We start from the raw sequence: 25,306 nt of genomic DNA, 5'->3' as shown, positions 1-25,306 counted from the left end.
GGCGGTGCTCGCGACCCCCGCGCCGACCCCCGGCGCTCCGCTGACCCGCCGCGAGGCCCGCGAGCGCGAGGGCCGCATCCGGCCCGCCGCACCCGCGCAGCCCTCGGCTCCCGCCCCGGTGCACCCCGCCCCGGAGGGATCGTTCTCGTCCCGCCGCGACCGCCGCGAAGCGGAGGGGCACCGGCTCCGCACCGCGCCCGCCCGCCGCGGGGCCTCCTTCTTCCGCCCGTCCCCGCGCACGCTGGCGCTCGCCGTCTCCGGCGGGCTCGTCGTCGTGGCCGTCGCGTCGAGCCTGAGCCTCACCGTCGGCACCGGCTCCTCGGCCGAGTCGGCCACCGCGACGCCCTCCGCTGCTCCGACCTCGACCAGCGTCGCCGTGCTCCCCGCGACCACCGCCTCCGCCCGGGTCGTCCTCAGCTCCGTCTCCACCACCTCCGGCACCGTCGCCGGCGGCACGAGCGTGACGCTCGAGGGATCGAACCTGGACTCGGTCGCCACCGTGCGCTTCGGCGAGGCCGAGGGCAGCGTCGCGGTCGACAACCCCGACCAGATCACGGTCACCGCCCCTCCGGCCGACGGAGAGGCAGCGGGCGAGGTCCCGGTCGCCTTCTTCGACGCCGACGGTCAGGCCATCACGTTCGACGCGGTCACCGACTCCGCCGCGGCGGTCACCGTCGACGGGACCCCGGCCGACGCGGTGCAGCCGGCCGTCGACACGTCGGGCGCCGCGGAGGGCACGACGGCCGAGGCCTCGACCGACCTCGCCGCCCCGACCGCGACCGCCACTCCCAGCCCCGCCGCGACCGGCGTGCTCGCCAGCACGAAGGTCGTCGCCTCGGCGATCACCTTCGCCTACACGCCCGACCCGGCGATCGAGGCCGCGAAGGCCCAGGCCGCGCTGGACGCGAGCCGCCTGGCCTCGCAGCTCGACTACCTCTCCACCTACTGGAACGACTACAACTCGGCCCAGTACGGCGTGATCTCGGGCAACGACTGCGTCAATTTCACCTCGCAGTCGCTGATCGCCCGCGGCTGGGAGATGGACGGCGAGTGGAGCTACTCCTCCTCCGGCGGCTACAGCTCCGCCTGGGCGTCGTCGACAGCGTTCAACGCCTACCTCGCCGCGCACCCCGAGCGCGCGACCGCCATCCCCGACTCCGAGCGGAGCCGGGTGAAGCCGGGCGACATCGTCCAGTTCGACTGGGACGGCTCGGGCGACTGGGACCACACGGGCGTCGTGACCAGCGTCGACGGCGACAGGATCCTCTACTCCTCGCACACCGCCGACAACCACGACCAGAGCATCGACGCGGCCTCCGCCGGCCGGATCATGTTCTGGGGCGTCTGACGCTCGACGCACCCGCTCCACGCACGACGACGGGGCCGCCACCGCTGATGCGGTGACGGCCCCGTCGAGGTTCCGGTCAGATCACTTCTTGAAGACGTCCTTGACGTCCTCGCCGACCTTCTTGGTGTGGGCCTTGGTCTGGTCGGCCTGGCCCTCGGCCTCGAGGCGCTCGTTGTCCGTCAGCTTGCCGACGGCCTCCTTGGCCTTGCCGACCAGGTTCTCGGCTGCGTTGCGGATCTTGTCGTCTGCACCCATGAGGGGCTCCTTCTGTTCGGTGTGACCATCCGCCGGCGGGTGCCGGGGAAGCTGCGGGACCGGGGTCAGGCGACCCGGTCCTCCTTGGAGAAGCCGGCCCGGGCGCTCGAGGCGACCTCGAGCAGGACCGGCAGGCGGGCGCCGAGGAGAGTGTCGAGAGCGTCGACCTCCTGGTGCACGGCGTCGACCACGGTGCGGGGCGAGACGCCGCCGCGGGGGAGGACGCGCACCTTCAGCGCCGTCTCGGAGCCGTGGCGGTAGGCCGCGACCGTGACGTCGAGGAGCTCCGTCCGGCCCGCGAGGGCCGTCTCGAGGACGTCCTCCGCGAAGCCGGTCGCGATCTCGATCCCCCCGGCGGGCGCGCCCTCGGCCTCGTCGCGGAGGACGGTGCCGGTGCGGCCGTGACCGTGGGCGAAGGCCATCACCAGCGCGAGGACGATGCCGAGGAGGCAGATCCCGACGACGGCGTAGAGCGGCCAGAGGACGGCGGCATCGCTCCAGGCGGTGCCCTCCTCGGGGGAGAGGCGCGACACCAGGGCCGCGCCCTCGCCGTCGGCGAAGGAGAGGACGGAGTCGCGGACCGGCTGCGAGACGGCGATCAGGACGGCTCCGGCGCTGACCAGCGCGAGCACGAGGCCCACGACGAGCAGGACGAGCCGGTTGACGAAGCGGTTGCTCGTGGTCATCAGATCCTCCCGGAGGTCGAGACGCGGACGGTGGAGAGCGGGGCGGGCTTCGCGCCGATGCGGACGAGCTCCTCGTCGACGGCGCTCTGCACGGCGTCGCGGTCGACCGCGATGCCGGAGGCGGGGGTCACCTCGACCAGTGCGGTGCGCCGGCCGAGCGAGGCGCGGGTGTCCTCGCGGCGGGAGTGGGCGGCCGTGCGGGCTGCGCGGGCCAGGGAGGAGGCGATCACGCCGTCGTCCACGACCACGGCGAGGCGGTCGTCGTCCACGGTGTGGCGGGCCCGGGCTCCTGGTGCCAGTGCGAGCACCAGAAGGACCAGAGCGAGGACGCCCGCGCCGACGGCCACGCCGATGAGGGCGGGGTTCGCCAGCGACGCGACTCCGACGATCGCGCCCAGCAGGGCGGACGGTGCGGCGAGCAGGGGCGCGGCGCCGAGGATCGCGAGCACCGCCTCCGTGCCGACGTAGGCCGCGACCAGGGCGATGAGCACCAGGACGACGATCTGCGCGGCGGAGCGGGACTTGTGGGTCTCGCGACGGAGGTAGCGGCTGTAGCGGGTGTCGGGCGCCGACGGTGCGGGGCTCATGCGACTCTCCTCGTGCTTCGGGTGCGGGTGCCCGTGACCCGGATGTCGATCCGGCTGACGGTGCGCCCGGTCAGCGCCTCCATGCGGGAGGCGATGCGGGTGCGGTCGCCGTGCAGGCGCTCGAGCAGGGAGCCGCCGGCCGGGGCGGTGCCCGGCTCGACGACGACCGGCGCGGTCACCGCGAGGGCGAGGCCGCCCCGGTCGTCGGAGAGGCGGACGCGGATCGCGGAGACCTCCACGCCCAGCTCCTCGTGGACGATCGCCACGGCGGCGCGCTCGATGGAGCGGACGGTGATGGTGACGGTGCCCGCCACCGGCGATGCGGGACGCGTGTCGAGAGCGGTCACGGTGGGCTCCTAGCGGGAGGTGGTGCGGCCGCGGAACACGTCCACGAGGCTGCGCACGTCGAGGGTGCCGTCGGCGATGCGGGCGATCACGACGCCGAGGGCCATGAAGAGGGCGGTCAGGACGAAGCCCCAGAAGCCGAACATCAGGGCCGCGAAGGCGAGGATCGCGCCGATCACGACACCGAGCACGGTGCTGCGGCCGCCGGGGGCGGTGGGCGCGGGTCGCTGGAAGTCGCTCATCGGACGCGGCTCTCGGTGGCCTCGTCGTCCTTGTCGTCGCCGGGGATGTGCACGTCGACGACGGCGACGTTGATCTCGGAGACGGCCATGCCGACGAGCTCGGTGATGGCCTCGGAGACGGCGGCGCGGACGGAGTCGGCGACCTTCTGCATCGGCACGGGGTACTCGACGACGATGGTCACGTCGGCCGCGACCTGGGTCTCGCCGACCTCGACGCTCACGCCCTGGGCGTGGTCGGCGCCGCCGACGGCCTGGCGGATCGCGCCGAAGGCGCGGGCGGCGTTGTTGCCGAGGGCGAAGACGCCGGGCACTTGACGGGCCGCGATGCCGGCGACCTTGGCCACGACGCTGTCGTCGATGACCGTGGTGCCCTGAGCGGTGCCGGAGGTCCGCGAGCCGCCGAGGGTCGTGACCGTGTCGACGGAGGTCTTGTCGACGCGGGTGGTGGAGGGGGTGCGCGTGGTGTCGCTCATGAGGTCTCCTGGACGTCTCATCGGCTGCCGTTGCTGAGCAGACCGGGGTCGAAGGCCCGGCGGGAATCCGGTCGGGCTGTGCTTTCATGAGTGAGACGGAGCCCGGACGGCGTTCGTCACGGTGCTCGGCGGACTTTTTCCTGAGCGTCACCTGTAAGGCGGCCCGAGGCCGCGTGAGCGGAGAGGGAGGAGGCGCCGTGCCCGGACTGGAAGCGGCGAGCGACGCGCTGCTCGCCGAGCGCTCCGCCGAGGGCGACGTGCGCGCCTTCGAGGTGCTCGTCAAGCGGCACCAGTCGATCCTCCGCGCCTACGCCTGGCGCCTCACCGGCTCGCAGGCCGACGCCTCCGACGCCGTGCAGAACGCGCTGATCACGGTCTGGGCGCAGCTCCCGCAGCTCAAGGAGCCGGCGAGCGTGCGCAGCTGGATGATGCGGATCGTCAGCCGCTCCAGCGTCGACCTGCTGCGCCAGCGCCGCCCGACCGACGACGTCGACGCCGTGGAGCATCCCCCGGCCCGAGAGCCCGGCCCGTTCGAGGCCGCCGAGCAGAGCGACGCCATGCGGGCTCTCGCGCACGCCCTGTCCGAGCTGCCGGAGTCGCAGCGGCAGTGCTGGGTGCTGCGCGAGGTCGGCGGGGAGTCGTACAACGAGATCGCCGATCACCTCGGTCTCACGGTGACCGCCGTGCGGGGCAAGCTGGCCCGCGCGCGCGAGTCGCTGGTCGTGGCGATGGAGGACTGGCGATGAGGGAGCAGACGCGATGAACGCGGACCAGGGTCCCGGCGACGGGCCGGAGCGCGCGGGGGAGCACGACGTCGTGCTGCCGCCCGCGCTCGAGCAGGAGGCGGACGCGACGGAGCAGGAGGGCGACGGCATCGGCATCGACGAGCTGAGCGACTACCTCGACCGCGGGCGCACGCCGTACGACCCCGCCATCGAGGAGTCGCCGGAGCACCGGCGCACTCTGCGCGCCCTCGAGCGCGTGCGCGCCCTCTCCGGCGCGCTCATCGACGACGACGCCGCACGCCTGCCCGCGCCGGAGGAGAGCTGGTTCGGCTCGATCCTCACCCAGGTCCGCCGCGAGTCGCGGGCCGGACGCGACATCCCGCTGGCGAGCGTCCAGCCCGACGTGGCGCTCACGATCACCGAGGGAGCGGTCCGCGGACTCGTGCGCGAGGCGGGGGACAGCGTCGCCGGCGTGCTGGTCGGCCGCTGCCGCCTGGTCGGCGACATCGCCGAGCCGGGCGCGGAGGTCGTGGTGGAGCTGACGATCTCGGTCTTCTGGGGGGTGCCGATCGCCGAGGCGGCCCAGCAGGTGCGCGAGCGCGTGCACTCGCGGCTGCTGACCCAGACCGAGCTGCGGGTGTCGAGGATCGACGTCCGCGTGGAGGACGTCTACGTCCCCGGGACGGAGGAGTCGTGAGCGGCCTCGAGTCGGCGGCCCCGGTCGATCCGGTGTCCGCGCTCGTTGCGGAGTTGCGCGCCCTGGACGGCGTCGCGACCCTGATGCCGGCCAGGCCCGAGGTGCGCGACGTGCTCGCGCACGCGGCGACGGCGCTGAGCGCGACCGGGATCGTGGTCGAGCCGCTGGGCACCGCGAGCGGCGGCACGTTCGCCGATCCGGTTCTGGTCCGCGTCGCGGGGGACGAGGTGTCCGTGGCCGTCGACCTCTGCGTGACCGCGGAGGCGTCCGCGCCGGACGTGGCGCGCGCGATCGGAGCCGCGGTGCGCGAGTGGTGCGTCCGGGTGCATCCGGAGCTGCGGCCGCGGGTGACCGTCCGGGTCGCCGCGATCGACTAGCCGGATCGGGGAGCGGGCGCGGCTGTCCGCCGGGCGGGACGCCCCGCCGTGAGGAGCGGAGCCGGGCCGAGCGCTCTCGTGCTTCTCCGGAGTGCACCGTGCCGACCGGAGCGACGGTGCTGCAGGGCGCCCGAGGTCGGTGTCCGCTCCGTCCTCCCTGAGGAGCTTCCCGCTCAGGCGAGCCTCCCCGAAGAGCTTCCCCCTCAGGCGCGCTCGGCGAGGAACGCGTCCGTCTCGGCCGCCGTCGGCGCGGACACCGCCGCTCCGGCGCGTGTGACCGAGATCGCCGCGGCCGCGCTCGCCCAGCGGGTGAGGGCGACCAGCTGCTCCGGATTGTCGAGCCGTGCTCCCGTGGCGGCGAGCCGGGCCGAGAAGGCGCCGCAGAAGGTGTCGCCGGCGCCGGTGGTGTCCACGGCCTCCACCCGGAAGGCCGGGGTGCGCTCCGGCTCGCGGTCGCGGACCGCCACGACGACGCCGTCGGAGCCGAGGGTGACCAGCACGAGCGGCACCAGCGCGGTGAGGGCAGCGGCGAGCGCGTCGTCGTCGGCGGCGGTGATGCCGCGATCGGCGGCGAGCTCGCGGGCCTCGTGCTCGTTGACGATCAGCACGTCGAGCACCGCCAGGAGCTCCTCCGGCAGCGGTCCGATCGGAGCGGCGTTCAGGATCGACACCGTGCCGCCGGCGCGCGCGGCGCGGGCCGCTTCCGTCACCGTCGCTGTCGGGATCTCGAGCTGGAGGAGCAGGGCGTCGGCCGCCGCCACCAGGGCCGACTCCTCGGCGGTCAACCCGACCAGGGCGGCGTTCGCTCCGGAGTCGACGACGATCGCGTTCTCCCCGCGCTCGTCCACGGTGATCTGCGCGGTGCCGGTGCGGACGTCGCCGCGGCGGGCGCGCAGCTCCAGCGGCTCCTCGCCGAGGACCGCGGCGAGCCGGTCTCCCGCCGAGTCGCGTCCGAGGCTCGTGACGAAGACGGTGCCGGGCTCGGTCCGTGCGGCCGCGACGGCCTGGTTGAGGCCCTTGCCGCCCGGGAAGGTGCTCGCATCGAGGGCGAGCACCGTCTCTCCGGGAGCGGGGATGCGGGCGACCCGGTGGACGTGGTCGAGGTTGGCGCTTCCGAGCACGAGGAGGGGCATGCCCTCGACGTTAGAGCACGCGCAAGGGGGTCCGCCGCGGGCTCGGCCGCACCTACGGTGGAGGCATGGAAACTCGAATCCTCGGACGCACCGGCGCCCCCGTCTCCGTCGTCGGCCTCGGAACCTGGCAGCTCGGTGCCGACTGGGGGGACGTCGCCGAGACCGACGCCCTCGCCGTGCTCGACGCAGCGGTGGAGTCGGGGGTGACCCTCTTCGACACCGCCGACGTCTACGGCGACGGCCGCAGCGAGCGGACGATCGGCGCCTACCGCGCGGCGCACCCCGACGCGCAGGTCTTCGTCGCCACCAAGATGGGCCGTCGCGCGGAGCAGATCCCCGCCAACTACGTGCTCGACAACTTCCGCGCCTGGACCGACCGCTCGCGCGCCAACCTCGGCGTCGACACCCTCGATCTGGTGCAGCTGCACTGCCCGCCCACCTCCGTCTACTCCGACGACGCCGTCTACGACGCCCTCGACACCCTCGTCGCCGAGGGCGCGATCGCCGCCTACGGCGTCTCGGTCGAGCGCACGGAGGAGGCGCTGACCGCCATCGCCCGCCCGAACGTCGCGAGCGTCCAGATCATCCTGAACGCGTTCCGCCTCAAGCCGCTCGACGAGGTGCTGCCCGCCGCCCGCGAGGCCGGCGTCGGCATCCTCGCGCGCGTCCCGCTCGCCTCGGGCCTGCTCAGCGGCCGCTACACGACCGAGACCGTGTTCGCGCCGGAGGACCACCGCAGCTACAACCGCGACGGCTCCGCCTTCGACGTCGGCGAGACCTTCTCGGGCGTCGACTTCGCGACCGGCGTGGAGGCCGCGCAGGAGTTCTCCCGCCTCGCCGACGACCACGGCCTCGCCCCCGCGGCGGCCGCACTCGCCTGGATCATCCAGCAGGAGGGCGTCACCTCGGTGATCCCCGGCGCCCGCTCGCCCGAGCAGGCCCGCGCCAACGCGGCCGCCGCCTCCGCCGCGCCCCTCGGCCCCGCCTTCATGGAGGCCGTGAACGCCCTCTACGACACCCACTTCCGCCCCACCGTCCACCCGCGCTGGTAGCCGGCCCTTTCCTCACCGCCGCTGAGTCGCCCGAGAAGGCTCGTCCTCCTGGGCGGGAACGAGCCTTCTCGGGCGACTGAGCGCAGCGCCTAGGAGTTCAGCGCCGCGTCCACGATCGTGCGCGCCTCGGCCTGGACCTCGTGCAGGTGGTCGAGGCCGCGGAAGCTCTCGGCGTAGATCTTGTAGACGTCCTCGGTGCCGGAGGGGCGCGCGGCGAACCAGGCGTCCTCCGTGACGACCTTGACGCCTCCGACGGCCGCGCCGTTGCCGGGCGCCTTCGAGAGCTTCGCGGTGATCTCGGACCCTGCGAGGGTCGTCGCCGCGATCGCGTCGCCGTCCAGCTTGCCGAGGGCCGCCTTCTGCGCCTTCGTCGCCACCGCGTCCACGCGCTCGTAGACCGGGTCGCCGAAGCGCTCGGTCAGCTCGCGGTAGAGCGCCGACGGGCTCTTCCCGGTGACCGCCACGATCTCGGAGGCGAGCAGCGCGAGGAGGATGCCGTCCTTGTCGGTGGTCCAGACGGTGCCGTCGAAGCGGAGGAACGAGGCGCCCGCGGACTCCTCGCCCCCGAAGCCGACCGAGCCGTCGACCAGCCCGGGGACGAACCACTTGAAGCCCACCGGGACCTCCCAGAGGCGCCGGCCCAGCGACTCCGCGACCCGGTCGATGATCGAGGAGGAGACCAGTGTCTTGCCGATCGCCGCGTCCTCGCGCCAGCCGGTGCGGTGGCGGTAGAGGTAGTCGATCGCGACGGCCAGGTAGTGGTTGGGGTTCATCAGCCCGCCGTCGGGGGTGACGATGCCGTGCCGGTCCGCGTCGGCGTCGTTGCCGGTGAGGATGTCGAAGTCGCCGGCGCGCGCGACCACCGAGGCCATCGCGCTGGGGGAGGACGGGTCCATCCGGATCTTGCCGTCCCAGTCGAGGGTCATGAAGCCCCAGGCCGGGTCGACCTCCCCGTTCACCACGGTCAGGTCGAGGCCGTGCATCTCGGCGATCAGCTGCCAGTAGTGCACGGAGGCGCCGCCGAGGGGGTCGGCCCCGATCCGCACGCCGGCCTTCCGGATCGCGTCGAGGTCGATGATGTTCGCCAGGTCCGCGACGTAGTGCGTGCGGTAGTCGTAGGTCTCGACCGCGGAGGGCTCGGCCGAGGTCACGCCGCGGTTGCCGTCGGCGATGAGCTCGTTGGCCCGGTCGGCGATCCAGGTCGTCGCGTCGGAGTCGGCGGGGCCGCCGTGCGGCGGGTTGTACTTGAAGCCGCCGTCGCGGGGCGGGTTGTGCGAGGGGGTGACCACGATGCCGTCGGCCCGGTCGGTGTGCGCGGGGTCGTTGTTGTAGCGGAGGATCGCGTGGCTGAGCGCCGGGGTCGGCACGAAGTCGTCGAACTCGTCCACGAGCACGCGGACCTGGTTGCCCACCAGGACCTCGAGGGCGGTGGTGAGGGCCGGGCGGGAGAGCCCGTGCGTGTCGGCGCCGATGAACAGCGGGCCGGTGATGCCCTGCTCCGTCCGGTACTCGACGATCGCCTGGGTGACGGCGGCGATGTGGTCCTCGTTGAAGGCCGTGTCGAACGAGGATCCGCGGTGGCCCGAGGTTCCGAACACCACCTTCTGAGCCGGGTCGGAGACGTCCGGCTTCTTCTCGTAGTACGCCCTCACGAGGGCCTCGACGTCGATGAGATCGGAGGCCTGTGCCGGCTTCCCTGCGCGATCGGTCATGCGGTCCATAGTGGCAGTTCGGCCCCCTCCAGGGGTACCGCGGCTGGCTAGGCTTGCGCCATGCCCGACAGCGCCCCCGAGACCCGTGCCTACAGCTATCTCGGGCCCAGCGGCACGTTCACGGAGGCGGCCCTCGCGCAGGTCCCGGAGGCGCGCGGACAGCTGTGGCGCAGCGTCGCGAACGTGGGGGAGGCGCTGAGCGATCTGGTCACCGGCCGCAGCGACGGCGCGGTGATCGCGATCGAGAACTCGGTCGAGGGCGGAGTGACGGCCGCGCAGGACGCGCTGGCGCGGATCCCGGGGCTGCGCATCGTCGGCGAGTACCTGGTGCCGGTGTCGTTCATCCTGGTCGGCCGCCCGGGGACGAGCCTCGAGGAGGTGTGCACCGTCGCCGCGCACCCCGTCGCCTACGGACAGTGCCGGGTGTGGCTCGACCGCGAGATCCCCAGCCACGAGCACCTGCCGGCCTCCAGCAACGTCCAGGCCACCGTCGACCTGCTGGGCGGATCTCCCGCGGACGCGGCCATCGCCCCTCCCGGGATCGTCGCCCACCACGACGTCGCGGTGCTGGCGGAGCGGATCGGCGACAACCCGAACGCCGTCACGCGCTTCGTGCACGTCTCGCGCTCGCACGCGCTGCCCGAGCCGACCGGCGCCGACAAGACCAGCGTGATCGCCGAGCTCCCGGCCGACCAGCCGGGCGCCCTGCTCGACATGCTCGAGCAGTTCGCGACCCGCGGGGTGAACCTGAGCATGATCCAGTCGCGGCCGATCGGCGACGCCCTCGGCCGGTACCGGTTCGTCATCGACCTCGACGGGCACGTCCAGGACGAGCGGGTCGCCGACGCGCTGATGGGGCTGCGGCGCTTCAGCCCGAAGGTGATCTTCCTCGGCTCGTATCCGCGCGCTGACCGCCGCCCGGTCACCTCCGTGCGACGCTACGACGACGAGGTGTTCCTCGAGGCCCGCGACTGGCTGCGAGGGATCCTCTCCCACGAGCCGGAGGTCGACGATGACCGGGGACGACGATGACGGGTCGCGACGATGACTGACGACGACGAACGGGTCGACCCGCGCTACGACCCGGCCTTCCAGCGCGGGTTCTCGGGACCGGTGGAGCGTCTGAGAGGCGACGAGCGGGCGTTCGCCAGGCCCGGCACGGGTGCCGCCCCCGGCGCTTCCGCCGCCACGTCCGGAGCCGCCGCTCGTCCCGCGCCCCCGGAGTCGCGCGTGGTCCGCCCCGGCTCCTCGTCCGTGCCGGGACCGCGCCGCATCATGGCCCTGCCCGACATCGCCGGAGCCGCCGAGGGCCGGCGGTCGCACCGCCTCGGCGCCGAGACCGCGCCCGCACCCCTGCCGGAGCCGGCTGCCGACCCCGCTCCCGCGGCTCCCGCCGAGCCCGTGCGCGAGGCGCCCCTGCTGCGGAACCCGTGGCTCCTCGTGCTCCTGCTCGCCGGCCTCGCGGGGACCCTGATCGGCCTCGCGCTCCTCTACACCGGCTACTCCTCGCCGCCTCCGCCCTACTACGGCGACTCCGACGTGCCCTCGCCCGCGTGGATCCAGCGGCAGCTCCTCTACTACTCCTGCATCCCCCTGCTGGGCTGCCTGCCGGCGTCGCTGCTGCTGGCGGTCGGAGTGGCCGCGCTGCGGTGGCGCGGCGTCGTCGTGCGGCCCCGCGCCGAGGAGCCGCGCGAGTCCGCGCAGCTCCTCGAGGCCGAGGCTCAGACTCCGGACGCGCCGAAGAGCAGGCCGAGGAGGTAGGTCACCAGGGCCGCGCCGTAGCCGATCCCGAGCTGGCGCAGCGCCCGGGCCAGCGGCGGGGCGCCCGAGAGCAGCCCGACGACCGCGCCGGTGGCGAGCAGGGCGATGCCCACGAGTACGCAGGCGACGACCACCGCGGCGAGGCCCGTCAGGCCGAGCAGGTAGGGCAGCACCGGGATGATCGCGCCCGAGGCGAAGAAGCAGAAGCTCGACAGCGCCGCGCCCATGCCCGTGCCGATCGACTCGTGCTCGTCGACGTCGGGGTCTCCTGCGGGACCGCCCAGCGTGATGGGGGAGGTGACGGCGCCGCCGCGCAGGCCCGTGAAGACGGAGGCGGCACGCGCGTCGGCCTGCTCCTGGGTCATCCCGCGAGCGCGGTAGACCAGGGCGAGCTCGTTCGCGTCGACGTCCAGGTCGGGGACGATGCGGTTCGCGTCGAGGTCCGGGCTGGAGGCCGAGAGCAGCTCGCGCTGCGAGCGCACCGAGACGAACTCGCCCGCGCCCATCGAGAGGGCGCCGGCGAGCAGGCCCGCGATGCCCGTGAACAGGACGACCCCCGTCCCGACTCCGCTCGCTCCCACTCCGAGCACGAGGGCGAGGTTCGAGACCAGGCCGTCGTTCGCTCCGAAGACCGCCGCGCGGAACGTCCCGGAGAGGCGGTTGCGACCGCGCTCCGCAAGCCCGCGGACGACCTCGCCGTGGATCCGCTCGTCGGCGGCCATCGCCTCGGTGGCGTCGTCGTCGTCGGCGTAGGGGGAGCGGGCCTCGGCGCGCTGGATCAGGGCGAGGACGAACACGGAGCCGAAGCGGCGGGTGAGGAAGCCCAGGAAGCGCGTGCGGAGGTCCGGGCGGGGCGCGGGCTCCGCCGCGGAGCCGAGCAGCTCGCGCCAGTGCTCCTCGTGGCGTCCCTCGGCCACGGCGAGCGCGAGCAGGATCTCCCGCTCCTCGCCGGAGCGGCGGCCGGCGAGGTCGCGGTACACGGAGGCCTCGGCGAGCTCGTCGGCGAGGTAGCGGCGCCAGCGGCGCACCTGGTCGGGACTGGGGGTGGGGGCGGTGGTCGCCATGCGATCTCCTGGCTCAGGTCCGCCGACCCGCGCGAGAGGACCGGTCAGGACGTGCGTCGACTGACCGAAGGTCTCGTTCGCCCCGGCCGGAGCCGGGGTGGAGCGCCGGGCCCGGATCGTCCCGGACCAGCATGTCGACGCGCCTCGTCGTCCGCTCGGCGGACGGTGGGAACTACTCCCCTTCGCGGGGACCACCGTAGCCGAGATCGGAGGAGAACGCCCGGCCGATCCGCGGGCCGTCGGGCGGACGTCCGCCCGGCCCGGAGCCGGAGCGTCGTCGAGGACGCTTGCGCCGGGTCAGAGCGAGGCGGTCGCCCGGGCGGCGCGGCGGGCCTGGCGCTCGTGCTCGGCGTCCAGGAGCGTGCGCGTGGCGGGGACCGCCAGGAACTCGACCAGGGTGTCCGTCTCCTCGACGATGCGCTCGGCGCGGTCGAGCGGGTCGGTGCGCAGGAGGCGGCGGGCGGCGGACGCGACGTGCGCCGGCTTCGCCGCCAGGGCGCGCAGGCGCTCGTCGACGCGGCCGGCGAGGTCGGCGCGCGGCACGACCTCGGTCACGAGCTGCCACTCCAGCGCCTCGGACGCGCGGACCGGGCGGCCGGACAGCACGAAGTCCAGCGCGCGGCGGCGGCCGACGACGCGGGGGAGCGCGGCGGTGACTCCGACGTCCGGGACGAGCCCGACGTCGCCGTACGCGCTGAGGAAGAGGGCGGCGGGAGTCGCTATCACGATGTCGGCGGCCAGAGCGAAGGCGATGCCGGCGCCGGCGACCATGCCGTCGATCGCGCAGACGACGACGGCGCGGCTGTCCTCGAGCAGGCGGATGACCTGGGCGGTCGTGGTCGCGACGTCGCGCAGGTAGTGGTCCGGGTGCTCGGACCCCATGATCGCCGAGATGTCGCCGCCCGTGCAGAACGCGCGGCCGGCCGCGGCGATCACGATGACGGAGCAGCCGGCGTCGGCGTCGAGGTCGGCGACGGTGCTCAGCAGCAGTCGCGCGGTGCCGAGGTCGATCGCGTTGAGGGCGTCGGGGCGGTTGAGGGTGATCCGGGCGACGGAGCCGTCGCGCTCGAGGACGACGCCGGGGGTCGCGTCGATGAGGGGGGTGGCGTGCATGGAAGAGCCTTCAGGGGAGCAGGGGTGTCGAACGCGGGGGGACGTTCTCGGGGGACGACTCAGATTCGCAGCCGTCCGCGCGATCGGATGCCTCCTCGCGGCCGATGCTCAGCCGGCCCCGGGGGTACGCGCGGGCGGCGGCCCGTCCCGGCCCTCCTCTACACTGCTGGGGTGATTGATCCCGTACTTCTGCGCGAGAACCCGGACGTCCTGAAGCGCTCGCAGGAGGCGCGCGGCGACTCCGTCGAGCTGGTCGACGAGGCGCTCGAGGCCGACCGCGTGCGCCGTGCGGCGATCACCGAGGCGGAGCGGCTCCGAGCCGAGCAGAACGCCTTCGGCAAGACCGTCGCCAAGGCTCCGAAGGACGAGAAGGCGGCGCTCGTCGCCGAGGCCCAGCGCCTCGCCGCCGCCGCCAAGCAGGCACAGCAGGAGGCGTCCGAGGCCGACGACGCCTTCACCGTGCTGGTGAAGCGCATCGCCAACCCGATCATCGAGGGCGTCCCCGCGGGCGGCGAGGAGTCGTTCGAGCTCGTCAGGACGGTCGGCGAGCGCCCCGTCTTCGACTTCGCCCCGCGCGACCACCTCGAGCTCGGCGAGCTGCTGGACGGCATCGACATGCAGCGCGGCGCGAAGGTCAGCGGCGCGCGCTTCTACTTCCTCAAGGGCCTGGTCGCCCGCCTCGAGATCGCCCTGATGAACCTGGGCCTCGAGAAGGCGCTCGCCGCCGGCTTCACCCCGCTGATCACGCCCACCCTCGTGCGCCCCGAGATCATGGACGGCACCGGCTTCCTCGGCGAGCACGACGACGAGGTGTACCGCCTCCGCGACGACGACCTCTACCTCACCGGCACCAGCGAGGTCGCCCTCGCCGGCTACCACGCCGACGAGATCCTCGACCTCTCCGGCGGCGCGAAGCGCTACGCGGGCTGGAGCACCTGCTACCGCCGCGAGGCGGGCTCGGGCGGACGGGACACCCGCGGCATCATCCGCGTGCACCAGTTCAGCAAGCTCGAGATGTTCGTCTACACCCTCCCCGAGGACGCCGAGGCGGAGCACGCGCGCCTGCTCTCCTACCAGGAGGACGTCCTGCAGAGCCTCGGCCTGCACTACCGCGTCATCGACACGGCGGCCGGCGACCTCGGCCAGAGCGCGGCGCGCAAGTTCGACGTGGAGGCGTGGGTCCCCACGCAGGAGACCTACCGCGAGCTGACCTCGACCTCGAACTGCACCACGTTCCAGGCCCGCCGCCTCGACACCCGCTACCGCACCGAGTCGGGGAGGACGGCTCCGGTCGCCACCCTCAACGGCACGCTCGCGACCACCCGCTGGATCGTCGCCCTCCTCGAGACCCACCAGCGGGCGGACGGCTCGGTGCTCGTCCCCGAGGCGCTGCGGCCCCACCTCGGCGGCCTCGAGGTGCTCGAGCCCGTCGCATGAGCGCGGCCCGCGCCTCCGGCCGCCGCCTCGTCGCCCTCGACATCGACGGCACCGTCATGCACGAGGACGGCACCATCACCCGCGCGGTGACGGACGCGATCACCCGCGTGGCCGCCCAGGGCGACGAGGTGATGCTCGCCACCGGGCGCTCGCCCTCCTCCACCCTGCCGGTCGTCGAGCGCCTCGGGATCTCGCCCGAGTACGTGATCTGCTGCAACGGAGCGGTCACGCTCCGCCGCGACGCGTCCGGCGCCTACGTCCCCGAGACGGTCGAGACCTTCGACCCGACGGAGGTCCTCGAGACCATCCGCCGCTCCCTCCCCGACGCGCACTACGCCGTCGAGGACGCGGACGGCGCCTTCTTCTACACCGAGGCGTTCCCGGGCGGCGCCGTGATGGGTGCCGAGACGACCCACGTCCCCTTCGAGGAGCTGCTCGGCCGGCTGTGCACCCGCGTCGTCGTGATCTCGCCCGAGACCGGCATCGAGGAGTTCACCTCGCTGGTCGAGGAGATGGGCCTGCACCAGGTCAGCTACGCGATCGGCTGGACCGCCTGGCTCGACATCGCCCCGCACGGCGTCAACAAGTCCACCGCGCTCGAGGTCGTCCGCGAGGAGCTGGGCATCGAGCGGAGCGACGTGGTCGCGCTGGGCGACGGCCGCAACGACATCGAGATGCTCACCTGGGCCGCCGCCGAGGGCGCAGGGCTCGCGATGGGGCAGGCGCCCGACGAGGTGCGGGCCGTGGCCTCCGCCGTTATCCCGTCGGTCCACCAGGACGGCGTGGCGGTCGCGCTCTCGGCGCTGCGCTGATCACGGTCCCGCGCGCTCGGCGGTTACTATCGGGTGTCGCTCCTGCGGGAGCGGCCGGGAGGGCTGTCCGAGCGGCCGATGGAGCCAGTCTTGAAAACTGGTGGGCGGAAACGTCTCGTGGGTTCGAATCCCACGCCCTCCGCTCCGGAAAATACCCGGTCAATCGGCGGTTCCCTCGGCGGCGGTCGCTAGGGCCGCGACCTGATCGGCACTCGTTCGTGCCACCTGCGTGCCATAAGGGCTCCCCGGCACTTCCGTCAGAGCCGCGTCGATACCCGCTGCAATCACCTGTCCGCGCTCGGCGCCGACGTGCTGGTCGATCAGCGCCGCCTTGGCCGTTCGGTGCCCGGCGCGGTCCAAGATCTCGCGCAGCGTCGCACCCGCCTGAGCCGCAGCGGTGAGGCCGCCGTGCCGCACATCGTGGGGGTGGTACTGCTGGAGGTTCAGGGCCTTGGTCGCCTTCCGCCGCTGCCACTGCAACTGGCTGCGCGACACCGGACGGTCATCCGGGCGAGCGAACAGGGGAGCCTTGCCGAAGGTCGCCGGCCGGGATCCCAGGTGCTTCCGCATGATGCCCACCACGGTGGCGGGCAGAGTCACCGTGCGTGCCTCGCCCGTCTTCGTCGGCGTGGTCGCATCCCGGCCTCCAATCGTGATCGTCTACCACTCGACCACGAGCGTCCCGACTCCAGGTCCAGGTCGCGGTGCTCCAAGGCGATCAGCTCTCCGATCCGCAGGTGCGCGCCGAACGCCAGCGCGAGCATCGGGCGGAAGTCGGCCGGGTGCTCGGCGACGATCCGGGCGAAGGTCGCAGGCTCCAGGTGAGTACGCTCCGGGCTCTGCGCCACACCAGCACCGACGATGCGGCGGGGGTTCTCCGAGATCAGCCGGTCGTCGGCTGCCGTGGCCAGATCGCCCGCAGCAGCGCGTAGGACTGGCTACGCTGCTCCGCGAGCTTCAGCGGATCGAGCCGGAGCAGAGCAGATGAGTGCCACGCTCCAGGACGTTCGCCACCGCGCCGCCATCTCGGTGGAAGAGGCGGGAGAGGTAATCGGCATCGGCCGTGCCTCCGCCTACGCCACCGTCCGCAACGGTGAGCTGCCCTCCATTCGGATCAGCCGACGCCTCGTAGTGCCGGTACCGCCATGCTCGCGCTGCTCGGCGAGGGCGCGCCCAGCTAGGACTGAGAGTGGGTGCGAAGCTCGTCGGCGCGGCGAACGGTTTCGCCGCTACCCGGTCAAGCACCACGAGATGCGCGTACTGCTCTGGATGGCTCACACCGCACGCGATACCGATACGCCCCCTCGCTACTTCGGCTCACGAGAGACGACAGCTCTGGCACCCGGGTACATGCTTCCCGATCAGCCAAACCCGACCGACCCCGAGGCTGCTGTGAAGAACGCGGAGCGTGAGCGAGGGTTTCAGCGCGTCAAGGTCGCGGTGAGCGGCCTGGTGAAACTCGGCGCGATAGCCCGCCTGCACTCCGGCCGAGACGGTCGTAGCGCCGAATTCGAGATCACCCTGGGTACCATGCCGAAGCCAGCGCGAGGGTGAGGCGGACGGCCCAGCATTACGCCTCACGTACCCCCCCCAAAAAAACAGGTTAGGAACCACTAGGAGAAGTCGGGAGGAGAGCGCTGACCAGGCCAAGCACCTCACGTGCACCTGTGGATGGATCAGCCGGAAAAGCGATGACCGCCACCACCACGCGCGACACCGCCGAGACGCCCCGAGAGAGGCACGCCGCATGATCCACGACCAGCTCGCCCCCCCCGGAGCACGATCCCGTCGCCCTCCCGGCGCTCGCAGCCACTGCCATTGCGGAATGCCAGTTCCAGCGCTCTGAGTGGACCGGCCAGGACGACGGGAACGACGACGAGGACGACGCCCATGTCCTTGCCCAGCTCAACCTCCAGCCCGCCACCGTCGCCTTCCTCGACCGGGTGAGCCGCCTGCTTCAGGAGCGTCCGGATGACCGCGCCGCTCTTGACTCGCTCACCCGCCAACACCTCGCCGGTCTGGCATCAAGCTCCCCGGCTCCGCCAGCTTCCACGCCGCCCCTGGCGCGGATCACCAGGCCTCTGAGCCACTCGAAAAGTGACCATCCATGAACCACGCTTATGCCACCACTATCGCCACCCTCCGCCGCAAAATTGCGAAGGCTGAGATCTTCACTGACCGCGTCATGATCCTCGAGGCCGTCGGCCGCCGCAGCCAGGAGATGGCGAGCGACGCCCGCAAGGAGTTTGAAGCGGTGATCCCGCCCGTGAGGACCGACCTCAGTGACGGGCAAGCTGACTTCCAAGACCGCCGACGAGCTGGGACCGGCCACGGGTCTGCTGGCTCTCTTCGGGCGCGAGGTCGCCGCGGGCCAGCCGTCGTTCCGGTCCTCCTGGAGGAGAACGAGCCCACGCTGCGCGCCGTCGCCGGAGCGGTGCGAACGGTCGCCGGTCGCTGTCAGCCTCGGAACGGGGCGGTGGCGCTCGCGTGGCCACCGTCGATAGAGTCCGAGTATGGACGACCAGAGATCTCAGCCCGTCATCGTCAGCTATATCCCGCTCGACGGGGTCGGCGCTCGCGTCTCAGGAAGCATCGCTGGCGAAGACCAGGGCCTGGGCGAGCTTCGCGAAATCCGCGACAGTATTGAGGAGGACTTGCGGCGGACCGCAGCCGCCATGGATGTCGACGAGACGAAGGATCTGGCGATCGCCATCCGTGGTGCGCTCCTCAGCCTCGACAAGATCACGTTCCACCTCGAGCGGCTGCACGTCGGCCTCTACCGCGGCAACGTTAACTACCCGGAAAATCCTCACGACTACTGATCGGTCCGACGATGTTCGCACCCGCAGCTAAGCGAGCAGCCACACGGCGCATCGGTCGCACCACCAGCCCACTCACTGGCCGGCCTCGCGAGGCTTGGCCGGGGGCAGGTGATTGTGGCGTGCCGGGGTGTCCAGGTTGTCCGTCACGCCGCCATGCTACGAAAGCTCTCGCGTGCGCACGCGAATTACGCATGCAGTGACCCCCTCGAATTTTCCATCGTTCTCGATGCGAGGGTCACGACGAGGTACCTTAGTTGACGAGATTGGGGCGCTTGCGATTAGAACGGGCTAATATCTAAGCCGGAAACGAGCTCGAGAGAATCGGGGCGAGCATCCGCCCAGCTAACGCGCACAATTGATGGGGTACCGTCGGGTCCGGTTACCTCAATCTTCGTGATGGTCCCGACTGCGGATTTGCCGTTCAGAACAGACCACCCCAAAGGATCAGGAGAATCCTTCTCCCCACCCGAACGCGTGACGTTGCTTCGAGCGTCTTCTTGGATCCGGTCCCAAGTTGCCGCGTTCAGGTCCGAAATCCTGGTCTTTCCGAGCATCGCCCCCCGCTCAGCGATGAACTCGCGGCCCTTCCGCACCTTGTCTGATTCAGACTGCACTGTTTCTTCGCTGCGGCGCATGCCCCGCAGGAGTGTGAGCATCTCGTCAACCTTGTCTTCGACGGTGCGTTCTCGGGTGGGAGCCTTCGATTTTGTAGCGCGCAGAGCGGTGAGCTCCGCCTCGACACCAGACTTGAACGTGGGCCAGCGCAGATCGAATGCATCGACTAGATCTAAGTCACTAAGTGGCTCTGGTAGCTCACCATTGATAGTTTTCATCAGCTTCCGCATGTCTTCGACGTCGTCGAATTCGGTCAGCTGTAGGTTTTTCAATGGCCCAGAGTAGTCGGCCTTTTTGATGTTCACCAGCACGGGAAGCAGGCGCTGAGTTTCAAACTTTGTCAGCATCGCGCCGCTCTCAAAGTTCAGCCAGGTCTCGTTCTGGTTCTCGGCCGTGATGAACACAACGCCGACCTTCGCTGCCTGAAGTTCCGTCGTGATGGTGCCGAACCATGCTTCGCCCTTGGTGGTCTCCGTCGACATGAACGGATCGCGGCACTGCTGAATGACCTTGGGTAGCCACACTCGAAACAGGTCGGCGACGGCGCGACTTTGGGGCTTGGACCAGCTGATGAAGACCTTCACAGGTACAGCCTAGAGGCGAGCCACGACACTGCCCGGGCGGACACAGCAGGGCGGGACGAGGCGAAATCCACCCCGCTGTGCTGTCCGTACTACTCGGGCTGATCATCAAGATCCACTTTGTTCAGCCGCTTCACGCGTCGGAACACCGCCCTGCCGGATAGCTTTACCGGTTCGAGCGGCCCTACCGAGGGCCCGAAGGTGGCTCAGGCGCTCCGGGAGCAGGCATTCGGGCTGCTTGCTCAGGTGATCGGGTCAGGCGCACAGATCGCCTCACAACGCGACACCGAAACCGAGGTGGAGCCGGCCTGAGTCAACACGATGCGCCCGCCCCCGTGCTCGGCGTTGATGGCGCGATTGTCCCGCTGCTGAATGCGAAGGACCGCGCCTGATACGAGGAGGCGTTCGGCGGCGGTATCCCTTCGTCGCTCCAGGCCGACTTCAGCAACAAGGAGCAGGCCGCCCGCCAGGCCGACCAGCAGCGCATCGTCGGGACCTTCCAGACCCGCGAGGCGATGAGTAACGCACGATGCCCCCGAGTCGATGAACCCTGGAGGCGACGCTGTACGCGACCACCACCGCGACGCTAGCCCCGCTCCCCACAGTGCAGCCAAGAGGAGGACGCATGCCTTGTATCCCGGCGCGTTGCGAGCGGCATGTGGGCGAGGTCTACCCGCTGCGTTGCATCGACTGTGACGCCGCCCAGCCGGACGAGCCCGAGCGCCCCCGCCTTGAGCGTCTATAGATCGACGGAGTGCACCCAGCATCGCTGGTACTACGTGCTGTGCGAAGGCTGCTGGCGCGCGGCCCGTGCAACGGCTGCCTGTGAGGCTGGCATCTAGGCTCGCCGCCATGACACGTGATCCCGTCGTGATTCCGAGCGTCATCGCGTCCGGTGGGTCCGGCTTGTATGAACCGCCGAGGTGGTCGGACGGGTGGCAGGCGGACATCGAACCACGCAAGGTCGTCGCGCTCTGGTGGTGCCTGCGCGCGGCTGAGATCGGGGTGAATCGAGCTGTCCGGGAGTCGGATGCTTTTTACGGTTTGGACGTCTGCTGTCGAGGCGGTGTGGTGGACCGTCGCGCTGGACGACGGCCTAAAAGAAGCGTGCGGGGCGCGGTACGCACGCCTGGTCGAGTACAGCCAGGAGGACCGAGTCCTCAAGGGGGTGCGGTGGCTGTGGCGCAGTCACGCGCACGAGGTGATGGTCACAGCGACGGGCGGTCCGGTAGTCGACTTCTACGGGCGGGACCGCGCGCGGAAGGGCGGTCCGCCGTTCTGCTTTTCGCCGAACACGAGGTGGAAGGCCTCAGAGGACGTGTACGCGCTGAACGATCAGCAGCCGAAGCCGCGGCCCTTATATGCGGAGCACGTCGGCCACCGCGGGCTGGAGGACCCGCTCATGGATTGCATCCGTTGGCTTGCTGAGGTGGTTGAGGCTTCGGGGCTGCATCAGCCTGACCCTCCCAGTGATCCGACCGTGCTTGGGTGAGCCGGCTCTGTGTCGCTGGAGGTCAAGCGCCGAGCTGACGAGCCGCCGCGTTCTGCCCTCCAATTGCGTAGCACACCACCGAGCCCGACCCTGTTCGGCGTCCGTCCGCCAGAACGTCCGTGGCGAGGGTCGAACTGAAGCGCCGACGTGGGAAGCATCCCCGCCAACCGTTCCGCCAACCAGGACGAGTCGGAGCCGATGGCGGCCCGGTCTTGGCCTGCTATGTCCCACCCATCGCCCGGTGGTCACCATGTGGTCACGGGTGCGCCCGCTCGCCGTGCAGGGCTGTTCTCGAGTATGCCCTCGCGTGGTCCCAAGGTGGCACTCCGGCGGCCGACTTCGCCCGGTCGATTGCCAAAATGCGCCTGTGGGCGCGAGCGCGCGCGAGGATATCTCGTCAGGCTGGCCATCCGGGCTCTGCTTTACTTGCGGACTATGACAGAGCCGTTCCCCGAGGGATGCCCTCCGGATGGCGCGGAAGCGATGGACAGCACGTTCTACCGTCTCGCAAATCGTGGTCTGGGCGTGGGGGACGTGGCGGGGAGCGACTCCTGGCTGCGGCCCTACGAGACGAAGAACGGCGCTCTCTACAAGAAGCCCGAAGACCCCGAGGCGCATGGCCTTTCGCTCTACGCTGACCTTGAGGAGCTGGGCACGGCCCGCGACCTCACCCCCTGGATGGCCAGAAAGTCGGTGGCTGAGGTTACGATCACGCCAGCGGACGGGTGGCTCAGAAACACCCCCATCGAGCTGGGGGAGTCCCACCACGACTGGTGGACGGAACCCTTCGACCTCATCCCGAGCGCGCTGGTCATCGAGGCGAAGAGAGAAGCATCCTGATGGACTTCACTACTCTCGACCTCTTCGGCGCACCGTTCGTCCTGGAAGAGACGTACGTCTACTACGACGGCCCCAAGACGTTCGCGCTCCGCTCGCTGGTCCTCCCGATCGTCTACATCGTAAACACGGTTGACGAAGACGATGAAGAGGGCTCCGTGCTGTGCCTGGCGGTGGCCGTGGGAGAAGCCCGATTCCTCGCCATCCGCTCCGGTCTTGTGCCGTTCCGCGAGGCATTCGACGGCGCGGACGACGGGACCCTCTTCCTTGTGGAGTGGGGCTTGGCTGACGACAACGAGTCCTACTGGAGCCGCGTCAAAGCGATTGGCGCGGAGACGCTAGATCGGTCTTGGCTTCCTGCTGCCCACGCTCGGCTGAACCTGCCGACCCAGACAGTGGAGCCGTATCGGGAAGATGCGTTGCTGGCGCTGTCAGAGGCTCAGAACCGAAGCGTCATCGCGCTGGAGGTCGAATCGTCGCGCTCCAACGTCACCTCTCTTCCGGCGAAGAACTCCGGGATGCTCCAGGTCGCCTTCCACAAGGAGTTTGAGGCCTTGGCACGCGAGGTGTTCCCTGGCAGCCCACTGGTCCGCGACATGTTCCCTGCCGTGCTTGACCTCCAGGCCGCCTCGTTCGTCGTCATCATGGCGGTGGAGACGCGTGCCCGCCTCTTCGAACCGGTGGACGTGTCCGCGGCGGTCTTCGATCGGCTGGGCCAACTCGTCGGCGCCGTCGGCTCCGGCGATACCGCTTCCTTCATCGAGGTAATGAAGAGGCACACACCGCGCGTGCGCAACCGATTCCGCGAGATGCTGGATGCGCTGGTTCCTGTAGATAGCGGGCTGGCGCTATCGACTTCGGTGGCGCACTCTCGAACGGTCGCGCGCTCTTCCGCGACCGCGAACCAGGTGGCGGAAGCGTTGCAAGCTCTGGAAAGCGAGCAGCCGCAAATCGTCACCATTCCAGTTGCGCGCGGTGTGCTCATGGGTCTGAACGTCCGTCTTCGCACCTTCGAAGTTCACGACCAGGCGACCACGACGCGATACCGCGGACGCATGACCGATGACGCGGTGCAGGAGGCCAACAACTTGACTGTGGGCGATGAGGGGTACGTCTCTGCGCAGATTCGAGCGGAAGTTCCCTTCGCTCAGGATGAGCGGGTGGGCGCCCACTACTGGCTGGAGAGCATCAGCGCTTACACGGGACCGGCGGTCTAGTTCGCCTCTGGGCTAACTTGCCCGAGGCGGGCGGCGTCTCGGGCTCGATGGCCGGTCGCTAGCCAACTCCGAGCCAGCCAGTCCTTCTCCAGCATGCGGAGAGTCGATGGCGTTTCGGGTTGAGGCGAACTGACGCTAGCGGTAGCACGCTCGCTGGAGCGGTCCGCAGCGCGAAAAAATGCACGCGCGCGAGGGACGTTACCATGCCGTCCGCGTGCCATTAGTAGCCGATACGGGCCACAATCTGATGGCACGGGACGACACGACAAGCCTGACGATCCCTGCAAATCCGCGCCAATCGTGGCATGGCAGAACTTGGTCCACCTGACTTGAAAACTGGTGGGCGGAAACGTCTCGTGGGTTCGAATCCCACGCCCTCCGCCACGCCGTCCGCCACGGAGTCCCGTTCTTCGCGTCGCTTCCCGCCGGCGCCGTCCGACGCCCGTCCTGGCGCGCGACGACGGAGGCCTGCCCGCTCTCCTTCGGAACGCGCCAGCCCTCTGTATAGGATTGCGCGACGCCGGGGATCGACGCCCGGCCCTCACCTCCGCACCACTGACGCCTCGACACCGGGAGACGGATGCGCCGCACGGGCCCTTCGACAGAGACTCGCGACACTCCGCGCACGCCGCGCCCCTTCGTGCGGCACGGCCGCCAGAAGCGGCACACCCTCGCGCGGACCCTGGTGAAGGGAGCCGCCCTCGTGGGCGGTGTCGGTGTGGTCGCCTCGGTGTCGGTGGTCGCGATCGCGGCGACGCTGATCGTCCAGTCCGTGCAGCCCTCGGTCGACCTGCACCCGGGCGCGGCCGGCTCCAGCGTCGAGGCCGGAGGCGCCCCGGAGATCGGCGCACTGGAGGGCGGCTTCAACGTCCTCGTCGTCGGCAGCGACTCGCGGAAGGGCCAGGGCGACGCCTACGGCGACCCCGATGAGGAGACGAGCGTCCTCAACGACGTCAACATGCTGATGCACGTCTCGGCCGACCACAGCAACGCGACGGTCGTGAGCTTCCCCCGCGACATGTACGTCGACATCCCGGAGTGCGTGAACGCCGCCACGGGTGAGACGATCCCCGCCCGGTACGACACCAAGATCAACGAGGCGATGGGCAGCGACGTCAGCCTCGGCTGCGTGGCAGGGGTCGTCGAGGACCTCATGGGCGTCCGGGTCGACTACGGCGCGGTCGTGCAGTTCAACGGCGTGATCGAGATGTCGAACGCGGTCGGCGGAGTCGACGTCTGCGTCGCGACCGAGATCGCGGACCCCTACACGAACACCTACCTCGAGCCGGGTGTGCACTCGCTCGAGGGCATGGCGGCGCTGCAGTTCCTCCGCAGCCGCCACGGCATCGGCGACGGCAGCGACCTGACCCGCATCAGCAACCAGCAGGTCTTCCTCTCGGCGCTCGTGCGCCGGATCAAGAGCGCGGACACCCTCCTCAACCCGGTCGCGCTCTACGGGCTCGCAAAGGCGGCGCTCGGCAACATGACGCTCTCGACCGGCCTCGACAACGTGAACACGATGGTCCAGATGGGACTCGCGCTGAAGGACGTCGACCTCGCGGACGTCGTCTTCGCGCAGTACCCGACCGGGGCGACTCCGAGCGGAGTGGAGCCGGACCGCGCCGCGGGCGACGTCCTGGCGAGCGCCCTGCAGACCGATCAGCCGATCGCCATCACCGGCGGCACGGGCGCCGGCGCGACCGTGGAGGGCGAGGCGGCGGCCCCGGCCGACACCGCCGCTCCGTCGGGCCCGGCGACCGCGGATCCGCTGGCGACGGCCGAGGCGGCACCCGGCACTCCTGCACCCGGCACTCCTGCAGCGACTCCCGAGGACGGATCCAAGGTTGCCCTGCCAGAATCGGTCACCGGCCAGAGCGCCGACCAGCAGACCTGCTCGGTCGGCTTCTTCGGCTGAGCCGAGGG

Annotated in this window: 28 protein-coding genes and 1 tRNA gene; 16 read left to right on the top strand and 13 right to left on the bottom strand. The window is 71.0% G+C overall.

Translation table 11 applies throughout. The features are described from left to right. A partial coding sequence (locus C5C63_RS11015) for an amidase domain-containing protein (RefSeq protein WP_146086385.1) occupies positions 1-1,348 on the top strand: 1,348 nt, incomplete at its 5' end. 81 nt (positions 1,349-1,429) lie between these two features. Here the strand turns inward: C5C63_RS11015 and C5C63_RS11010 are convergent. The 6 genes from C5C63_RS11010 to C5C63_RS10985 all read right to left on the bottom strand — a co-directional run bounded on the left by C5C63_RS11010 (position 1,430) and on the right by C5C63_RS10985 (position 3,936). After that, the gene (locus tag C5C63_RS11010; RefSeq protein ID WP_104226788.1) at positions 1,430-1,603 is read right to left on the bottom strand and encodes a CsbD family protein; all 174 of its coding nucleotides are present in this window, start codon (positions 1,601-1,603) and stop codon (positions 1,430-1,432) included. Between the two features lie 65 nt (positions 1,604-1,668). After that, positions 1,669-2,289 carry a hypothetical protein gene (locus tag C5C63_RS11005; protein ID WP_104292501.1) on the bottom strand — a complete coding sequence of 207 codons (621 nt, stop codon included), beginning with the start codon at positions 2,287-2,289 and terminating at the stop codon, positions 1,669-1,671. Continuing rightward, the gene (locus tag C5C63_RS11000; RefSeq protein ID WP_104326049.1) at positions 2,289-2,876 is read right to left on the bottom strand and encodes a hypothetical protein; all 588 of its coding nucleotides are present in this window, start codon (positions 2,874-2,876) and stop codon (positions 2,289-2,291) included. The genes C5C63_RS11005 and C5C63_RS11000 overlap by 1 nt, the downstream gene beginning before the upstream one ends. Beyond that, entirely contained in the window at positions 2,873-3,223 is a 351-nt protein-coding gene (locus C5C63_RS10995) for a hypothetical protein (RefSeq protein WP_104224953.1), read from the bottom strand. Before C5C63_RS10995 ends, C5C63_RS11000 begins: the two co-directional genes overlap by 4 nt. A gap of 9 nt (positions 3,224-3,232) precedes the next feature. After that, positions 3,233-3,463, bottom strand: a complete 231-nt coding sequence (locus tag C5C63_RS10990; protein ID WP_104292500.1) for a DUF2273 domain-containing protein — start codon at positions 3,461-3,463, stop codon at positions 3,233-3,235. Continuing rightward, a complete protein-coding gene (locus C5C63_RS10985) occupies positions 3,460-3,936 on the bottom strand; it encodes an Asp23/Gls24 family envelope stress response protein (protein WP_104224955.1) in 477 nt (158 codons plus the stop codon). Before C5C63_RS10985 ends, C5C63_RS10990 begins: the two co-directional genes overlap by 4 nt. A 197-nt stretch (positions 3,937-4,133) precedes the next feature. Here C5C63_RS10985 and C5C63_RS10980 point away from each other — a divergent pair, with 197 nt between their 5' ends. The 3 genes from C5C63_RS10980 to C5C63_RS10970 are packed head-to-tail and all read left to right on the top strand — an operon-like array spanning position 4,134 to position 5,735. After that, positions 4,134-4,682: an RNA polymerase sigma factor gene (locus C5C63_RS10980; RefSeq protein WP_104224956.1), complete on the top strand. Its 549-nt coding sequence runs from the start codon at positions 4,134-4,136 to the stop codon at positions 4,680-4,682. A 13-nt stretch (positions 4,683-4,695) separates the two neighbouring features. Continuing rightward, on the top strand, positions 4,696-5,358 hold the full coding sequence (locus C5C63_RS10975) for an Asp23/Gls24 family envelope stress response protein (protein WP_104233947.1): 663 nt from the start codon (positions 4,696-4,698) through the stop codon (positions 5,356-5,358). Beyond that, complete coding sequence (locus C5C63_RS10970; protein WP_104326048.1) at positions 5,355-5,735, top strand: hypothetical protein; 381 nt, start codon at positions 5,355-5,357, stop codon at positions 5,733-5,735. The genes C5C63_RS10975 and C5C63_RS10970 overlap by 4 nt, the downstream gene beginning before the upstream one ends. Positions 5,736-5,938: 203 nt before the next feature. On the opposite strand, the gene C5C63_RS10965 is transcribed toward C5C63_RS10970, so the two are convergent. Continuing rightward, complete coding sequence (locus tag C5C63_RS10965; RefSeq protein ID WP_104326047.1) at positions 5,939-6,868, bottom strand: ribokinase; 930 nt, start codon at positions 6,866-6,868, stop codon at positions 5,939-5,941. A 65-nt stretch (positions 6,869-6,933) separates the two neighbouring features. Between C5C63_RS10965 and C5C63_RS10960 the strand changes: the two genes are divergently transcribed. After that, on the top strand, positions 6,934-7,920 hold the full coding sequence (locus C5C63_RS10960) for an aldo/keto reductase (protein WP_104226781.1): 987 nt from the start codon (positions 6,934-6,936) through the stop codon (positions 7,918-7,920). An 89-nt stretch (positions 7,921-8,009) separates the two neighbouring features. On the opposite strand, the gene pgm is transcribed toward C5C63_RS10960, so the two are convergent. Continuing rightward, the gene (pgm, locus tag C5C63_RS10955) at positions 8,010-9,632 is read right to left on the bottom strand and encodes a phosphoglucomutase (alpha-D-glucose-1,6-bisphosphate-dependent) (protein ID WP_104226793.1); all 1,623 of its coding nucleotides are present in this window, start codon (positions 9,630-9,632) and stop codon (positions 8,010-8,012) included. Positions 9,633-9,692: 60 nt separating this feature from the next. Between pgm and pheA the strand changes: the two genes are divergently transcribed. Both pheA and C5C63_RS10945 read left to right on the top strand, forming a co-directional pair. Beyond that, complete coding sequence (gene pheA, locus C5C63_RS10950; protein WP_104326046.1) at positions 9,693-10,664, top strand: prephenate dehydratase; 972 nt, start codon at positions 9,693-9,695, stop codon at positions 10,662-10,664. A gap of 12 nt (positions 10,665-10,676) precedes the next feature. Continuing rightward, positions 10,677-11,393, top strand: coding sequence for a hypothetical protein (locus C5C63_RS10945; RefSeq protein WP_104326045.1), 717 nt, complete (start codon positions 10,677-10,679; stop codon positions 11,391-11,393). Here C5C63_RS10945 and C5C63_RS10940 read toward each other — a convergent pair. Together C5C63_RS10940 and C5C63_RS10935 are read right to left on the bottom strand one after the other, a co-directional pair. Continuing rightward, positions 11,354-12,457 (bottom strand): VIT1/CCC1 family protein, encoded by a 1,104-nt coding sequence (locus tag C5C63_RS10940; RefSeq protein WP_104267753.1) that lies wholly within the window; start codon positions 12,455-12,457, stop codon positions 11,354-11,356. The two genes, C5C63_RS10945 and C5C63_RS10940, sit on opposite strands and share 40 nt — an antisense overlap. A gap of 297 nt (positions 12,458-12,754) precedes the next feature. After that, positions 12,755-13,570: an enoyl-CoA hydratase/isomerase family protein gene (locus C5C63_RS10935; protein ID WP_104267754.1), complete on the bottom strand. Its 816-nt coding sequence runs from the start codon at positions 13,568-13,570 to the stop codon at positions 12,755-12,757. Between the two features lie 171 nt (positions 13,571-13,741). Between C5C63_RS10935 and serS the strand changes: the two genes are divergently transcribed. The 3 genes from serS (at position 13,742) to C5C63_RS10920 (ending at position 15,961) form a co-directional block, all read left to right on the top strand. Next, positions 13,742-15,007 carry a serine--tRNA ligase gene (gene serS, locus C5C63_RS10930; protein WP_104233941.1) on the top strand — a complete coding sequence of 422 codons (1,266 nt, stop codon included), beginning with the start codon at positions 13,742-13,744 and terminating at the stop codon, positions 15,005-15,007. Continuing rightward, positions 15,004-15,819, top strand: coding sequence for an HAD family hydrolase (locus C5C63_RS10925; RefSeq protein ID WP_104247582.1), 816 nt, complete (start codon positions 15,004-15,006; stop codon positions 15,817-15,819). The genes serS and C5C63_RS10925 overlap by 4 nt, the downstream gene beginning before the upstream one ends. A gap of 57 nt (positions 15,820-15,876) precedes the next feature. Next, positions 15,877-15,961 (top strand) — tRNA-Ser (locus C5C63_RS10920). Between the two features lie 17 nt (positions 15,962-15,978). Here C5C63_RS10920 and C5C63_RS10915 read toward each other — a convergent pair. Next, positions 15,979-16,470, bottom strand: coding sequence for a tyrosine-type recombinase/integrase (locus C5C63_RS10915; RefSeq protein ID WP_258065435.1), 492 nt, complete (start codon positions 16,468-16,470; stop codon positions 15,979-15,981). Positions 16,471-16,556: 86 nt separating this feature from the next. On the opposite strand from C5C63_RS10915, the gene C5C63_RS10910 reads away from it, so the two are divergent. Continuing rightward, positions 16,557-16,751 carry a hypothetical protein gene (locus tag C5C63_RS10910; RefSeq protein WP_146086384.1) on the top strand — a complete coding sequence of 65 codons (195 nt, stop codon included), beginning with the start codon at positions 16,557-16,559 and terminating at the stop codon, positions 16,749-16,751. Positions 16,752-16,803: 52 nt separating this feature from the next. Beyond that, entirely contained in the window at positions 16,804-17,373 is a 570-nt protein-coding gene (locus C5C63_RS17055; RefSeq protein ID WP_181110602.1) for a helix-turn-helix domain-containing protein, read from the top strand. A 122-nt stretch (positions 17,374-17,495) separates the two neighbouring features. Here C5C63_RS17055 and C5C63_RS16730 read toward each other — a convergent pair whose 3' ends face one another. Continuing rightward, on the bottom strand, positions 17,496-17,828 hold the full coding sequence (locus C5C63_RS16730; protein WP_146086383.1) for a hypothetical protein: 333 nt from the start codon (positions 17,826-17,828) through the stop codon (positions 17,496-17,498). A gap of 504 nt (positions 17,829-18,332) precedes the next feature. Here C5C63_RS16730 and C5C63_RS10900 point away from each other — a divergent pair. Next, positions 18,333-18,641, top strand: coding sequence for a hypothetical protein (locus C5C63_RS10900; protein ID WP_104326042.1), 309 nt, complete (start codon positions 18,333-18,335; stop codon positions 18,639-18,641). Between the two features lie 278 nt (positions 18,642-18,919). Here the strand turns inward: C5C63_RS10900 and C5C63_RS10895 are convergent, their stop codons facing one another. After that, on the bottom strand, positions 18,920-19,840 hold the full coding sequence (locus C5C63_RS10895; RefSeq protein ID WP_104326041.1) for a TIR domain-containing protein: 921 nt from the start codon (positions 19,838-19,840) through the stop codon (positions 18,920-18,922). Positions 19,841-21,764: 1,924 nt separating this feature from the next. Here C5C63_RS10895 and C5C63_RS10885 point away from each other — a divergent pair. From C5C63_RS10885 to C5C63_RS10875, 3 genes are all read left to right on the top strand, one after another. Beyond that, positions 21,765-22,169, top strand: a complete 405-nt coding sequence (locus tag C5C63_RS10885; protein ID WP_146086382.1) for a hypothetical protein — start codon at positions 21,765-21,767, stop codon at positions 22,167-22,169. Next, the gene (locus tag C5C63_RS10880) at positions 22,169-23,383 is read left to right on the top strand and encodes a hypothetical protein (RefSeq protein ID WP_104326038.1); all 1,215 of its coding nucleotides are present in this window, start codon (positions 22,169-22,171) and stop codon (positions 23,381-23,383) included. Before C5C63_RS10885 ends, C5C63_RS10880 begins: the two co-directional genes overlap by 1 nt. 685 nt (positions 23,384-24,068) lie before the next feature. Next, entirely contained in the window at positions 24,069-25,298 is a 1,230-nt protein-coding gene (locus C5C63_RS10875; RefSeq protein ID WP_258059994.1) for an LCP family protein, read from the top strand. The last annotated feature ends 8 nt before the right edge of the window (positions 25,299-25,306 follow it).

The organism is Rathayibacter sp. AY1B8 (genome assembly GCF_002932775.1).
Lineage (GTDB): Bacteria > Actinomycetota > Actinomycetes > Actinomycetales > Microbacteriaceae > Rathayibacter.
Note: the sequence above shows the minus strand (reverse complement) of the source record. Positions and strands in the feature narration are given on the sequence as shown.